Here is a 15,353-nt window from a genome sequence, read left to right as displayed (position 1 = left end):
CCTATATATAATTCAATTATAATTTGTATATTTACAAACACATTTAATTAAAAACTCATGTTATTGCTGCTTTTTTACGTTAGTAAAGACTTATACGCCATTGAAAGTTCCTGTGTAGTAGAGGTAATCCCCAGAGTGGGGTTGAGAAAAATACATCATGTTCCTGAATATGTAGCTGGTTTATTTAATTACCGAGGCAAAATTGTACCAGTAATTGATTTATGTTCTTTAATTCGTGGTACACCCAGCAGATTTTGTTTAAGTACCCGGATCATGATAGTGAATTATCCTCATCAACAACAAGGGTGTCAATACTTGGGTTTAATAGCAGAAAGAATTACAGAAACTTTGAACAAACCAGAAACAGATTTTATAGACTCTGGTATTCACATTCCAGAAGCACCATATTTAGGAGGAATACTCATGGATAGTAAAGGAATTATTCAGCATATTAACTTAGAAAAACTGTTTACTAAAGTAGAAAATACTTACTCATTAACAACAGGAGAAAATTATATCAATGATCTGGTCAAAAATTGAGAAATTATTATGTCGTCAAGTTGGCTTTGATGCCAAGATTATTGGGATTAGGAAAATTGTTAAAGCTGTAGAAACTCGCTGTTTAATATGCGGTGTGAATGTAGATAATTATTTACAAATTTTACAAAAATCTAAACAGGAATTAGACGAATTAGTGGAGTTGCTTGTTGTTCCCGAAACCTGGTTTTTTAGAGATCATCAAATTTATACTGCTATCAACAAATATCTCCGTTATCAACGGTTACATAAATCTTCCTATGGCAAAATTCGCTTACTAAGCGTTCCCTGTTCCACAGGAGAAGAACCTTATTCTTTAGCTATGACATTATTAGATTTAGGTTTATTACCTAATCAGTTTCATATTGATGGAGTTGATATTAGTCAGCAAGCTTTATCTAAAGCCAAAAAAGCAATTTATAGCCGTAATTCTTTCCGCAGTAATGATTTAAAATTTCAAAAACGCTATTTTATTTCTACAGAACAAGGTTATCAATTAAGTGAAAATGTCAAAAAAACTGTCACATTTACTCAAGCCAATTTACTTGATGCCAATTTGTTATCAAATAGAATAAATTATGATATTATTTTCTGTCGCAATGTTTTAATTTATTTTGATATTCCTGCTCGTGAAAAAGCCTTAAAAAATTTACATCGTCTCTTAAAGAATCAAGGACTGTTATTGGTTGGTGCATCAGAAACCGGAGAATTAGCTAATTTAGGTTTAGAAATAATTCGCTTGCATGGTGTATTTGTCGGACAGAAACAAAGAGAAAATCCTGCAACAAATAAAAATCCTAAAAATCCTCCTGCAAATTCTTCAGAGTATGTAATTTCCCCACCTCAAGTTTTAGGAGACAGTTACCAAATTCATCAACCGCAAACACCAACTATTCCTGAAAAGGGGAGGATAATTCAACAATTACCAACAATCCAAAAGTCTCAATTAGACTCAATTCGTAATTTGGCAGATCAAGGTAAATTAAAAGCAGCCATATCCCAATGCCAAAACTATATATATCAGAATTCCACCAGTGCAGAAGCATATCTTTTACTTGGTGAAATTTATCAAGCACAAGGAGTAGAATTAGCAGCCGAAGAGTGCTTTCAAAAAGCAGTTTATCTCGACCCTAAAAATTCTCAAGCTTTAATACATTTAGCTTTACTCAAAGAACAACAAGGAGATAGGGAAAAAGCAAACATTTTACGCCAAAGATGGCAACGGTTACAAAAATTGTGAAATAATCACAAATATAGTTATTGTCATCTAAATATCCGCCAATATCAACAAGGACAAGTGATGCTCAAAAACGTCAGCTTACAAGTGCGTTTAATCAGTGGATTTCTATTGATAGGGTTAATTGTTCTCATTGTCGCTATAGTCGGCTGGAGTGTAAATGCGCGTCTCATTCATACAATTAATGTTTTAAGCGCCAATACTATTCCCAGTATCACAGGTTTGTGGAAAATCAATGAAGGCAAAACTCAGATAGAAGCTTCAGAACATACTTTACTCAGTTATGAACTAACCTTAGTAGAAAGAAATGCAGAAGTAACGAGAATTCAAAAAGCTTGGGAACAGATTGATGAGGGATTTAATGAATATGAAGCCACTGATAAAACTGATGAAGAAAAGAGAGAATATGCTCAATTTCAAAACGTTTGGAATGAGTGGAAACAAAATCATGAAAGATTCATGCAAATGAATCAACAGTTTGAAAGTTTGGGTATTCTCAATCCACTAAATAGGGAACTAGAATTAATCAAGCTCAATCAAGCAAATAGTCCAGAAATAGAATTAGCTAGACAAGCCAATTCTTTGTTAGCACAACTCAGACAACAATCTATAGATAATCATCCCTCATTAAACGCAGCCACAAAATTACTCATTGAAGATATTCAATTGAGTGAAAAAAATGGTCATGAAAATTATAAACAAGCACAAAGAGATGCTGCTACAGGTTCATTTTTGTTGTTACTAGCTTTGATATTTGGTCCAGTAACTGCCATTGGTTTTGGTTTTTATTTCAGTAAACCGATTGTCAGCAAGATTGAAGAATTAGTCAAAGTTTCCCAATCTATAGCCAACAACAATTCTCTAGCATCAATGCAAATATCTGATAGACAAGACGAAATAGGTAAACTACAAACTGCTTTTTACACAGTGGCATCTAAGATTGGTGAGTTAGTCAATTTTGCCCAAAAAATATCCAGTGGCGATCTGACAACACAAATTCAACATACAGCAGGAACAGATGAAATAGGCAAATTACAAAATGCCTTTTATGCGATGAATCAAGATTTAAATTCTTTAATTCGGCGCATTCAACAATCAGGAGTACAAATTACCACCTCTAGTACACAAATTGCCGCTTCAGGAAAGCAATTAGAAGCAACCGTCAACGAACAATTTGCATCTACAAATCAAGTCGCTGCTACTGCTCAGGAAATTGCTTCTACTTCCAGAAATTTAGTGCAAATGATGGAGAAAGTGGCAGATATGACCAAAATCACGGCGACTAGTGCTAGTGAAAGCCATGATGAATTGCAAGAAATGGAAGATACAATGCGGCAATTAATAGAAGCCACAAATTCTATTACTGCCAAATTAGGAATAATGAATAAAAAAGCTACTAATATTAATAATGTAGTTGTTACTATTACCAAAGTTGCTGACCAAACCAGTATTTTGTCATTAAATGCAGCTATAGAAGCAGAAAAAGCGGGAGAATATGGAGCGGGATTTGCAGTAGTTTCAAGAGAAATTCGGCGGTTAGCAAATCAAACTGCTGTTGCCACTTTGGAAATAGAACAAATTGTTAAAGATATGCAATCAGCAGTCGCAGTGGGTGTAATGGAAATGGATAAATTTAACAACTCTGTCAATAATAGTGTGGAACAAGTGAATAGAATTAGTAACCAAATTGGCAAAGTAATCAATCAAGTACAAAGCCTACCACCGCAATTTATTCAGGTAAGTGAATGTATAGAAGAACAGTCTGATGGTGCTGCCCAAATTAGCGAAGCAATCGAACAATTAACGGAGGCTTCCCAGCAAACAGTTGATGCTTTACGAGAAACTAATGGTGCTTTGGAACAACTGGAAGAAGCAGCACAATCATTAAGAGAAGGAATTTCCCATTTTCACATTCAGAATTGAGCATCAAAAAGGAAATGCTCATGACAGAAAATAACGATATCAATATAGAACAACCGATTTTTAATGATTGCTGGAATAAAATCGGTGTCAAGGGCGATCGCTCTTGTAGCGAATTAGCAGCCGTTATCCATTGTTATGAATGTCCAGTATATGCAGCAGTAGGTGATAGTCTCTTAGAAAGAGAACCATCAGCAGATTATTTGGAAAATTGGATTGAAATTCTGGAAGCACCCTCAGAAAATCCTGCCTTTGTTGCCAACAATACCAGAATTATTCATACTAATGAACAAATTTCTATGATTATTTTTCGCATTGGTCAGGAGAGATTAGGCTTACCAGTAAAAATGCTACAAGAAATCACCACTCCTGGTGTTATTCAACCTCTACCCCATCGCAGCAACGAATTATTTTTAGGGTTAGTCAACATTCGTGGAGAAACCTTACTTTGTGCCGCTTTGAGTCATCTTTTACAGATCCAACCAGATCAGAAAAATTTAAATAATCATCCCAATCACAAGACTAAATCTTCTATAAAACTGCTGAATCTTCAACGTATGATAGTAGCGGGACAGGGAGAAGATAAATGGGTATTTCCAGTAGATGAAGTACATGGAATTTTCCGCTTTCATCTCCGGGAATTACAAAATGCACCAGTTGTCATAACTAAATCAGAAGAAGGTTATACGAGAGGCATATTTAATTGGGAAGGTAAAAAAGTTAATTATCTGGATTCTGATTTACTGTTTTATACACTTAATCATAAAATATTGTAATTACCTATTCAATATTCCCAGATATTTATGAGTAACTACACAATATTAGAATTATTGCGTCAGGAAGTGGAAACGAATATTGCTATCCTGAAAAAATGTCTGACTTTATTGAAAAATCAGCAGTTTTCCTGGTCAGAAATTGACCAAGCAATACAAGCTACTCAATCTCTGTGGGGAACTACCACAATTGTGGAAATGGCAGCAGCAGCTAACTTATTGCAGTTGATAAAAGATTGTTTAATTTCTGTTCAAAAACAAAATATTTCTTTGGGAGTGGAAGAAATTGATATCTTACTTCATGCTAGTGATTTACTCTTGAGTATGAGTAAAGCCGCAGCAGGTAATTTTGATTCCTGGATGACGGATCATGCTTGGGATTGGAATACTACTGAGAAAATAATTGTCAATTTAATTAATAGAGAAAAAGTTCTAGGTGACAGTGTAGAAGAAAAAAAACAAGGAGTAAGCAATAAAAATAAAAATCCCTCCTCCTTAGAAGTGCCACAGATAAGTAGTGATGGTAATTCTGTAATGGATTTATTCAGGTTGGAAGCACAAGAGCAAGTTAGCATCTTGAATAATGGATTACTATCTATAGAAAATCAGCCTAAATCAGCATCCGATTTAGAGGCTTTAATGCGGGCGGCTCATTCCATTAAAGGTGCAGCCAGAATTGTTGGTTTAGATGGAGTCGTAGAATTAGCCCACGTGATGGAAGATTGTTTTGTAGCTGCTCAAAAGCAAACCATGACTTTAACTTCTGAAGATGTGGATGTGTTACTAGAAGGAGTAGACTTGCTGCAAAATATTAGTCAACTGAATGATGTTGAATTAATCGGTTGGGTGGAAAAACATCAATTTGATTTTCAGAAAATTTGTGATCATGTAGCAGCAATTTTACAGCCGGGAGATAGAAACCAAAAAGCCAAAATTGATATTGATGTACGGATAATTGATCAGCCTCCAATTCCTAGTTCCCAGTCTCTAGTTCCCAGTCCTCAATCTTTAATCCCCAATTTCCCATTTTCATCTACTAATCGTCGGGTGGAAAATATTGCTAAAAATCATGATCGTGTGGTGCGGTTAAGTGCTGATAATTTAAATCGGATTATGGATTTAGCAGGGGAATCATTGATTGAGGCAAATTGGTTACAACCGTTTGCAGATTCAATGATGTCATTAAAATCTCGGATGGTAGATATTTCCCGCAATTTGGAACAGTTGCAGGAATCTCTTGATCAGAATTTATATGAGCAAGAGGGTAAAGAATATTTAACACAAGTGCGACAACAAAAACAGGAATGTCTGGATTATATAGGCGATCGCTTGGATGAATTAGAGTTATATGTGCGTCGTACTGCTAGTTTATCAAATCGTCTTTATCGAGAAGTTATCAATTCCCAGATGAGACCTTTTGAAGATGGTTTACAAGGTTTTCCGCGCATGATTCGGGATTTAGCACGGAATTTAAATAAACGAGTAAAGTTAGAAATTGTCGGTAAATCTACTCCTGTTGATCGTGATATTCTTACCAAATTAGAAGCACCCTTAACTCATATTCTCAGAAACGCTGTAGATCATGGTATTGAACTACCAGAAGAACGTATTGCCTCTGGTAAATCTCCTGAAGGAACAATTCGATTAGAAGCTGTTCATCGCGGAGGAATGTTAGTTATTACTATTAGCGATGATGGCAAAGGTATCAATCGTGAACAGTTACGTCAGCAACTGATAAATCAGAATTTAGTCACAGCAGATATGGCTGACCACTTCTCCGATGCAGAGTTAATAGAATTTCTATTTTTACCTGGTTTTTCTACAGCCCAACAGTTAACAGAAATTTCTGGTAGGGGTGTAGGTTTGGATATTGCCAAAAGTATGGCCCAGGAAGTAGGGGGAATAGTACGGGCAAATTCTCAACCAGGAAAAGGTACAAGTTTTCATTTTCAACTTCCCCTCACTTTGTCGGTAGTCAGAACACTATTAGTAGAAATTTCCGAAAAACCTTATGCTATTCCGTTAGCGCGAATTGACCAAATTATCAACTTGGAAAGGTCGGAAATTTATGATGTAGAAAATCGTCAATATTTCACCCTGAATAACCAAAATATTGGTTTAATTGCTGCTCATCAAGTTTTAGAACTACCCCCAGCAAAACAGCAAACTGCTACAGTTTCTATTGTAATAGTTAGTGACCAAAATAGTAGCTATGGCTTAGTCGTAGATAGGTTCTTAGGAGAGAAAAGTTTAGTCGTTAGACCCTTAGATCCCCGCTTAGGCAAAGTTCCTGATATTAGTGCTACTGCTGTATTAGGAGATGGTTCACCCATATTGATAATTGATATTTCTGATTTGATGCGCTCTATGGATACCATTCTCAAAGGTGGCAATTTATCTAAGCTGATGATGCAAGCTGAATTAGAGAATGTACATCAACGCCGCAAAATTTTGGTAGTTGATGACTCTATTACAGTGCGAGAAATGGAACGCAAACTATTAGAAAATCGAGGTTATCAAGTAGATGTTGCTGTTAATGGTGTGGAAGGTTGGAATGCGGTGCGTACTAAAGAATATGATTTAGTAATTAGTGATATTGATATGCCCCGCATGAATGGAATTGAATTAGTCAAGCAAATCAAAGCGAATCCTCGGTTAAACTCTTTGCCAGTGATTATTATTTCTTACCGTGACAGAGAAGAAGATAGAATTCAGGGTTTAGAAGTCGGTGCTGATTATTATTTGACCAAAAGTAGTTTTCATGATGATACATTGATTAATGCAGTGATTGATTTGATTGGTCAGTAGTCAGTTGTTAGTGGCAACCGACAAAGGATAAACGATAGTGAACAATAAACCGTGATAACTGATAACTGATATATGAAAATTGCCATTGTTAATCATACAGTAATAGGATTAAATACACTACGGCGGATAGTCCAAGCTGTACCATATTATCAAGTCGCTTGGACTGCTAAAAATGGGGATGAAGCTATTATTAAATGTCGGGTAAATTGTCCTGATTTAATATTAATGGATATCATGATGTTGGCAATGGATGGAGCAGAAGCAACCCAATACATTATGAAAAATTCACCTTGTGCCATTCTGATTGTCACTAAAAGTACACAAGATAATATTTCTCAAGTTTATGCAGCAATGGGTCACGGGGCTTTAGATGCAGTTGATATGCCAGTTATAGATACAGAAAACTTTTCAGAAATGACTGATAAGTTATTAGGTAAAATAGCTAGAATTGCTAAGTTAATTAAAAATAGTTCTATCCCCAGGAAAATCCCCCGTAAAATTAATTTAGAACGTCACCATCAAGTATTTACATCAATGCAATTAGTGGCCATTGGGGCTTCTACTGGTGGACCCAAAGCATTAGCAGCAATTTTATCAAAACTACCTGCTAATTTTAATGCGGCAGTGGCAATTGTTCAGCACGTTGATGGTAATTTTTCCAGCGGTTTTGCAGATTGGTTAAATCAGCAAACACCCTTACCTGTAAGATTAGCAGTACCGGGCGATCGCTTGCAAAAAGGCACAGTTTTAATAGCAGGAACAAATGATCATCTCTGTTTAAAACCAGATTTAACATTAACTTATACTCAAAATCCTCTGGATTATCCTTATCGTCCTTCTGTGAATGTATTTTTCAAAAGTCTTGCGGAACATTGGCAAAATAAAGGAACAGCAATTTTACTTACAGGTATGGGTAAAGACGGTGCCGAGGGATTAAGTGTTTTAAAACTCCAAGGTTGGCATACCATCGCCCAAAATCAAGAAAGTTGCATTGTCTACGGAATGCCCAAAGCCGCTGTGGAGTTGAATGCAGCGGTTCAGGTATTGTCTTTAGAATCTATTGCTGCCAACTTATTAAAAAGTTTTGCTATCCAATCCCCTAGGGGTTAAAATAATACAACAACTATTAATAAGATGAAAAAAATTAACCATTTAAGCACTAAATCTCAATTACAACTCATACTTCTATTAGTCAGCTTTAGCTCTATTTTTATAGTCGGCTATTTGGGGTTAACCTGGGCAAGAGAATCTCTCAAGACACAAATCTTTAATCAATTAACTAGTGTGAGAAATTCTAAAGCCTACCAGATTGAATTTTATTTACAAACCCTGCACCACCATTTAGAAACTCTATCCGAAGATAGAATGGTTGTGGAAGCAATGATGGAATTTAATCAGGCTTTTCAAGAAATTAATCAACAACCTATTCCCATTGATTGGGACAACCAAATTATTAGTTTTTATCAACAAGAATTTTTTCCCCGTCTGAGTAAATCCTTTGTTCAAGAACCTAATTTATCGACCAATAAACCCTCTAGCAATGCTGCCCGTTATTTGCAATATAATTATTTAGCTAATAATCCCTATCCCGTAGGTAAAAAGGATCAACTCCTAGCTGCACAAGACGGAAGTAGGTATAGTAATATTCATGGTAAATATCATAAACTTTTTCAAAATTTGATTAAGAAATTCGGTTATTATGATTTCTTTTTGATTGATCCTAATACAAGTGATATTGTTTATACAGTTTATAAAGAAACTGATTTTGGTGCAAATTTAAATACCGGCATACTGGCAAAAAGTAACTTCGCTCAATTAGTAAATAGAGTGAGAAAAAATCCCCATCAGGGTGTGGTTCAGATCGTAGATTTCCAACCATATCAACCATCCTATATGGCTCCTGCTGCTTTTATTGCTGCACCTATTTACAATGGTGAAAAGTTAGTAGGTATCCTCGCTGTTCAATTACCTATAGATCAAATCGACCGTGTTTTGACCAGTAATAAAAACTGGAAAAATGACGGTTTAGGAAATACTGGAGAAACTTATATGGTAGGTGCTGATTTATTGATGCGTTCAAATTCTCGCCTGTTATTGGAAGATGCCGCAGCTTATACAAATGTCTTAAAATCACAGGGTATATCAGACAAGACTATTCGTTTAATAGAACAACTAAAGACTTCAATTTTCTTGCAACAAGTGAATACAGCAGCAGCTAAATTAGCAATTAAAAAGCAATCTGGTACATTAATTATCAATCAAAATTATCAAAATAAAACCGTGCTTAGTTCGTACGCGCCTTTAAACATTGAAGGTGTAAATTGGGCGATTATTTCCGAAATAAATTTAGCAGAAGCATATCAGCAAATTTATAATTTACAACGGCTATTATTAATGGCTGCTGTAATTTTAGCATTAATAGTTGCTATTTTAGCTAATGTCATTGCCAATAAGTTTGTTAAACCCATAGAAGAATTAGTTAAAGTATCCACAACTATAGCTAATAGTAATTATTCAATAGAGCAATCACAAGAAAATAACGAAATTATTAAACTACAAACTGCTTTTAACACAGTTGCTCATAAAATTTCTGAATTAGTTAACATTGCCCAAAAAATTGCCAGTGGTAATTTAACTACACCAATTCAATTAGCAGAAATTGAAGACGAAATTGGGAAATTACAAAATGCTTTTTACAGCATGAATAAAGATTTAAATTCCTTGATTTTGAGTATTCAAAACTCTGGTGTAACCATTACAACTTCCAGCACCCAAATTGCCGCTTCTGGAAAACAATTAGCAGCGACATTTACCGAACAATTAGCATCTACAAATGAAGTGACTGCAACCGCACAAGAAATTGCTACTACCTCCAGAAATTTAGTCAACATGATCAATAAAGTAGAAGATATAACTAACATGACATCCACTGCTGCTAGTCAAAGCCGAGATGAATTACAAAAAATGAAAATTACTATGCAACAGTTACTAGAAGCTACCAATTCTTTGACATCTAAATTAGATGTGATGAATAAAAAAGCCAGTAATATTAATAATATTGTCCTGACAATTAATAAATTTGCTACTCAAACAGATAGCTTATCATTAAATGCTGCCATAGAAGCAGAAAAAGCCGGTCAATATGGGGCAGGTTTTGCAGTGGTAGCAGGAGAAATTAGGCGTTTAGCGAATCAAACTGGTATCGCTACTTTAGAAATAGATCAAATAGTTCAAGATATGCAAACAGCAGTTGCTATAGGTGTAATGGAAATGGATAAATTTACCAACTCTGTACATAATAGTGTTAAACAAGTAAATTTAATTAATAATCAAATGAGCAAAGTTATTAATCAAGTAGAAAGCTTACCTCCACAGTTTGAAGAAGTTAGTGACCGTGTGCAAGAACAGTCTCAAGGAGCAATTCAAATTAGTGAAGCGATGGCACAAATAAGCGAAGCTTCTGAGCAAACAGTTGATGCACTGCGAGAAACTAATTATGCTTTAGAAGAATTAGCAGCAGCAGCACAATTATTAAAAACAGAAATTTCTCGGTTTCAAGTTTCAGAGAATAGGTGACAGGTTCGGATTATGGAAGAACAGATTACAGTTTTATTAATAGACGATCAATATATTATTGGTGAAGCTATTCATCAAATGCTAAAACCAGAAACTGATATTGTTTTTCACTACTGTAATGACCCCACCAAAGCTATGAAAATGGCTAAAGAATGTCAACCAACAGTTATTTTACAAGATTTAGTAATGCCCCAAATGGCAGGGTTATTATTAGTGAAATTTCTGCGTTGTCAAGATTCTCCTACAGCCAATATACCTTTAATTGTTCTTTCCAGTAAAGAAGAACCAGATATTAAAGCTAAAGCTTTTGAATTGGGAGCAAATGATTACTTGGTAAAACTGCCCAATGCAATGGAATTAATTGCCCGTATTCGTTACCATTCCCAAGCTTATATTAACTTTCTCAAACGTCAAGAAGCTGAAGCTTTATTTAAAGCTGAAATTATGCGTCAATCAGCATATATTGAACAGGTTAGCAAAGTCACAACTGCCGCTTCTGATGTGGAAAGAGATGCTTTTCAACCCGATATTTTAGCAGAAGTTGTTAAACGTAGTGACGAACTAGGACAACTAGCAAGGGTGTTTACTAAAATGGTAAAAACGGTGAAAATTAGAGAAAAAGAACTCACTGATGCTAATGCCCAGCTAGAATCTTTACTACAAGCTTATGGACGGTATGTGCCGCATGAATATCTGCGATTTTTGCGTAAAGAAAGTATTACGGATGTGCAGTTAGGTGATCATGTTAGTAAAATCATGGCCGTCATGTTCAGTGATATTCGTTCCTTTACTACCATTTCTGAAGGAATGACACCCCAGGACAACTTTAATTTTGTGAATGCTTATCTAAAACGAGTTAGTCCCGAAATTCGTAATAATTATGGACTGATAGTCAAGTTTTTAGGTGATGGCATCATGGCAGTGTTTCCTGATGGTGCGGATGATGCCATATCTGCTGGTATTTCTAAAATTAACCGAGTAGAAGAATATAATAAAAAGCGGGTGGAAAATGGTTATTTTCCCATTAAAATTGGTATTGGTATTCATGTAGGTCACATGATGTTAGGAATAGTAGGAGAAGAAAATAGAATTCAAGGAGATGCTTTATCTGACAATGTGAATTTAACTGCACGTTTGGAAGGATTAACTAAATTTTACGGCGTGTCTTTATTAATTTCTGAACAAGCTTTAGGCAATCTTAGTGATGTGAATAAATATCAAATTCGCTTTTTAGACCGGGTAGTTGTTAAGGGTAGAAGTGAACCAATTTCTGTTTATGAAGTATTAGATGCAGAAAAAGAAGAAGTCAGATTAGTGAAACTACAAACTCAGCCAGATTTTGAGCAGAGTGTAGAATATTATCGGCAGGGTAATTTTGACAAAGCCAAAACATATTTAGAAAAAGTTTTAGCTATCAATCCTGATGATAAAGCCGCCCATTTATATTTAAGTCGAGTCATTAATATATTGAGAAATGGTAAACCAGATAATTGGGATGGTGTTTGGCAATTTACTGAAAAATAATATAGAATAGAAAATAGTAACCAAAGTTAAAATTCTCTTTTATTAAACATAAAAATTTCAACATATAGATATAGATACCCAACTTCTTAAATCAGTCAGGGAACTGGTGATGATGCCAATTGTAGAAGAAGAGGTTATTGTGGAGATACAAAGTATTGTAGGTAAATAATCAGGAAATTTATGGAATCTCTAGATATAAAATGGATTCGTTCTCAATTTCCAGCATTAACCCAAACAATTAATGGTCATCCAGCAATCTTTTTTGATGGTCCTGGTGGAACTCAAGTACCGGGTGCAGTGTTGGATGGAATGAGTGATTATTTAGTTAGGTCTAATGCTAATGCTCATGGATATTTTGCTACTAGTGCGCGAACGGATGCGGTGATTAATTCCGCACGAGCAGCGATCGCAGATTTTTTAGGATGCAATAATGATGAGGTGGTATTTGGTGCAAATATGACCACTCTCACCTTTAGCGTCAGTCGTGCGATCGCTAGAGAACTGCAACCAGGTGATGAAATTATTGTTACCCAACTGGATCATGCAGCGAATATTTCCCCTTGGTATGCTTTAGAAGAAAAGGGTGTAAAAGTTCGCATTGTTGATATTAATGTTGAAGACTGTACCCTCAATTTAAATGATTTAGCAGCAAAAATTAATTCTCGCACAAAATTAGTAGCGGTGACTTATGCTTCCAACGCTGTGGGAACTATTAATGATATTGCCAAAATCGTTAAATTAGCTCATGCTGTTGGGGCTTTGGTTTTTGTCGATGCTGTTCATTATGCTCCCCATGCACCTATTAATGTTCATCATTTAAATTGTGATTTTCTGGTTTGTTCAGCTTATAAATTCTTTGCTCCCCACGTGGGTATTTTATACGCAAAAAGAGAACATTTAGAGCGGTTTTCTCCCTATAAAGTCAGACCTGCATCTAATGAAGTTCCTTCTAGATGGGAAACCGGAACTTTGAATCACGAAGGTTTAGCAGGAGTAATAGCCACAATTAATTATTTAGCAAAATTGGGTTGTCACGTTTTTCCAACTTTAGATAATGAATTACTTGATTCTTTAATAGAAGCAGATAGAGAAGGTTTAACTACTTTTCATTGTCCCCGGTTTCTCACTTCTCCAGAACAACCAAGTCATGAGTTAGCATCTGCTTATCATAGTCGTCGTGCGGCTTTGTTAGCTGCAATGTCAGCAATTCAACAGTATGAAAGAGAATTAAGTAAAAAGTTGATTTCTGGGTTGTTAGAAGTTCCTGGTGTAAAAGTTTATGGTATTACAGACCCTAACCAATTTATGTGGAGAACTCCTACAGTTTCGATCACAATTGCCGGAAAAACACCTATAGATGTAGCGAAGACGTTAGGAGAAAAGGGAATATTTACTTGGCATGGTAATTTTTACGCAATTGAACTTACAGAAAGGTTGGGTGTAGAATCTTCTGGCGGCTTCCTACGAATTGGATTAGCACACTATAATACTGGAGCAGAAATTGAACAGCTTTTGCAAGCATTGAATTGTTGATCTATATTTACCTGCCAGATGCTACAAATCTTAAAAAAACTACCAGACTCCCCTTTTTAAGGGGAGTTTGAGAAATTTATCCCCCAATTTATCGGGGTAATAAAATCTAAATCCAGGAGTATTGTTTTCTATCTTTACGCCTGAGACTTTTTTGCCGCCATGTTTTTTCTGAGTTTATTGAAACCATAGAATACACCACCAAATACTACTAAACTCGCATTTGTGGAAAATCCAAAGGGAACAGGAGTAACAGTACCAAAGTATTCTACTGTAATAGATGTTGATGCCAATGTGGTAACATTAGTGGCAACATTACCACCCCCTCCAGAAATAGATGTTACCATACCAGTAAAAGGCTCAAAAGAGTAAGTGCCTGAACCTACAAATCCTGCAACATCAGTGGGATTGGTAAAAGTGTAACCAGTAGAGCCATTAACACTGAAAGGTCCAAAATTGGCTGAACCACCAGCGGCCAAGCCGACGTATCTTGTTCGACCGATTTGTGTAACACCAGAGTCATAAAAAGGTGAGAAAGTAGCACCTGTACCTGGATTGACCAAGGCTGATAAAGCCGCAGGAGAGCCAGTAGATGCGTACAGATCATAATAATCCGAAGAGAGAGTAACCGTAAAAGTCTGGGAGTTTGAAGCTGTATTAGTAACAGTACCTGAACTAGCCAATGTGGAACTGACAGTAAATACTACCTGCTGTAAAGTATCAGGACCATTGTACTTAGGAAGTGTTAATAGAGGAGTGCCATTAAGTTCTGTAATCTGATTAGTGAATGAATCGGTGTAAGATCCTAATGAAGTAAGAGCTTCAGCCTGGGGAGAAATTGCTAATGAACACAGAGAAGCTGTAGCCAAAATTACAAGTGTTTTGGGCGGAAAAAAAGCGGATTTAGTCTTGTAGGTCATTCGTCCTCATCCTCACTGAATTTGATTGGTATAGAAGTTGATTTTTTAAGTAAATACAACAATCAGTTGATATAACTAACCAGATTTATGCTGTCTAAAAGCTATACAATTGCAGATTTTACTTCTGACTTCAATACCAGCATGGGGTCTGTTAATCCCTAAATAACCTGACACAGTTTTAGCCAAACATGATTAATTTATTCATCTGTTACAGTAGTTTTTCAGCGCGGTTTGTTACTTGAAAAACATCTTCCGAACACTTTCGTCTTAAGTAATATTGACGAAAGGATTTTTGAATAAACACAACACGAATAGTTTTAGCAATTTTTACATCAGTATTTTACTTTCTGATATCAGTGTTATTAACTAAGTATCAATTCTTTCTACCTCTTTTGTCAAGATTCAGTCTAAAACTTTTCTGCTTCTTTCCTGACCTCAATCAGCATTTTGAACAGCAGTTTTACAGCTTTTACTGCTACCCTCATTCTCACCAGTGCTACTGGTTTACCATCAGCTTTTTCAGCATCA

10 protein-coding genes are annotated in these 15,353 nt (G+C 35.7%); 9 read left to right on the top strand and 1 reads right to left on the bottom strand.

The genetic code is table 11. The annotated features are described in order from the left end of the window. Positions 1-57 precede the first annotated feature (57 nt). The 9 genes from A0J48_RS14880 (at position 58) to A0J48_RS14840 (ending at position 13,908) form a co-directional block, all read left to right on the top strand. Positions 58-540: a chemotaxis protein CheW gene (locus tag A0J48_RS14880; protein ID WP_200324275.1), complete on the top strand. Its 483-nt coding sequence runs from the start codon at positions 58-60 to the stop codon at positions 538-540. After that, positions 521-1,777, top strand: a complete 1,257-nt coding sequence (locus A0J48_RS14875) for a CheR family methyltransferase (RefSeq protein WP_200324273.1) — start codon at positions 521-523, stop codon at positions 1,775-1,777. Before A0J48_RS14880 ends, A0J48_RS14875 begins: the two co-directional genes overlap by 20 nt. 60 nt (positions 1,778-1,837) lie before the next feature. Continuing rightward, positions 1,838-3,697: a HAMP domain-containing methyl-accepting chemotaxis protein gene (locus A0J48_RS14870; RefSeq protein WP_200324271.1), complete on the top strand. Its 1,860-nt coding sequence runs from the start codon at positions 1,838-1,840 to the stop codon at positions 3,695-3,697. Positions 3,698-3,717: 20 nt separating this feature from the next. Continuing rightward, entirely contained in the window at positions 3,718-4,470 is a 753-nt protein-coding gene (locus A0J48_RS14865; protein WP_234300936.1) for a chemotaxis protein CheW, read from the top strand. Positions 4,471-4,497: 27 nt separating this feature from the next. Next, on the top strand, positions 4,498-7,275 hold the full coding sequence (locus tag A0J48_RS14860) for a hybrid sensor histidine kinase/response regulator (RefSeq protein WP_200324268.1): 2,778 nt from the start codon (positions 4,498-4,500) through the stop codon (positions 7,273-7,275). A 72-nt stretch (positions 7,276-7,347) separates the two neighbouring features. Continuing rightward, positions 7,348-8,385 (top strand): chemotaxis response regulator protein-glutamate methylesterase, encoded by a 1,038-nt coding sequence (cheB, locus tag A0J48_RS14855; RefSeq protein ID WP_200324267.1) that lies wholly within the window; start codon positions 7,348-7,350, stop codon positions 8,383-8,385. A gap of 24 nt (positions 8,386-8,409) precedes the next feature. Next, complete coding sequence (locus A0J48_RS27030) at positions 8,410-10,851, top strand: methyl-accepting chemotaxis protein (protein WP_234300935.1); 2,442 nt, start codon at positions 8,410-8,412, stop codon at positions 10,849-10,851. A 12-nt stretch (positions 10,852-10,863) separates the two neighbouring features. Further along, positions 10,864-12,375 (top strand): response regulator, encoded by a 1,512-nt coding sequence (locus A0J48_RS14845; protein WP_200324265.1) that lies wholly within the window; start codon positions 10,864-10,866, stop codon positions 12,373-12,375. Positions 12,376-12,555: 180 nt separating this feature from the next. Continuing rightward, entirely contained in the window at positions 12,556-13,908 is a 1,353-nt protein-coding gene (locus A0J48_RS14840; RefSeq protein WP_200324263.1) for a cysteine desulfurase-like protein, read from the top strand. A 134-nt stretch (positions 13,909-14,042) separates the two neighbouring features. Here the strand turns inward: A0J48_RS14840 and A0J48_RS14835 are convergent, their stop codons facing one another. After that, the gene (locus tag A0J48_RS14835) at positions 14,043-14,825 is read right to left on the bottom strand and encodes a choice-of-anchor E domain-containing protein (protein ID WP_200324261.1); all 783 of its coding nucleotides are present in this window, start codon (positions 14,823-14,825) and stop codon (positions 14,043-14,045) included. Positions 14,826-15,353 lie beyond the last annotated feature (528 nt).

It is taken from the genome of Sphaerospermopsis aphanizomenoides BCCUSP55, assembly GCF_001586785.1.
Classification (GTDB): Bacteria; Cyanobacteriota; Cyanobacteriia; order Cyanobacteriales; family Nostocaceae; genus Sphaerospermopsis_A; species Sphaerospermopsis_A aphanizomenoides_A.
Note: the sequence above shows the minus strand (reverse complement) of the source record. Positions and strands in the feature narration are given on the sequence as shown.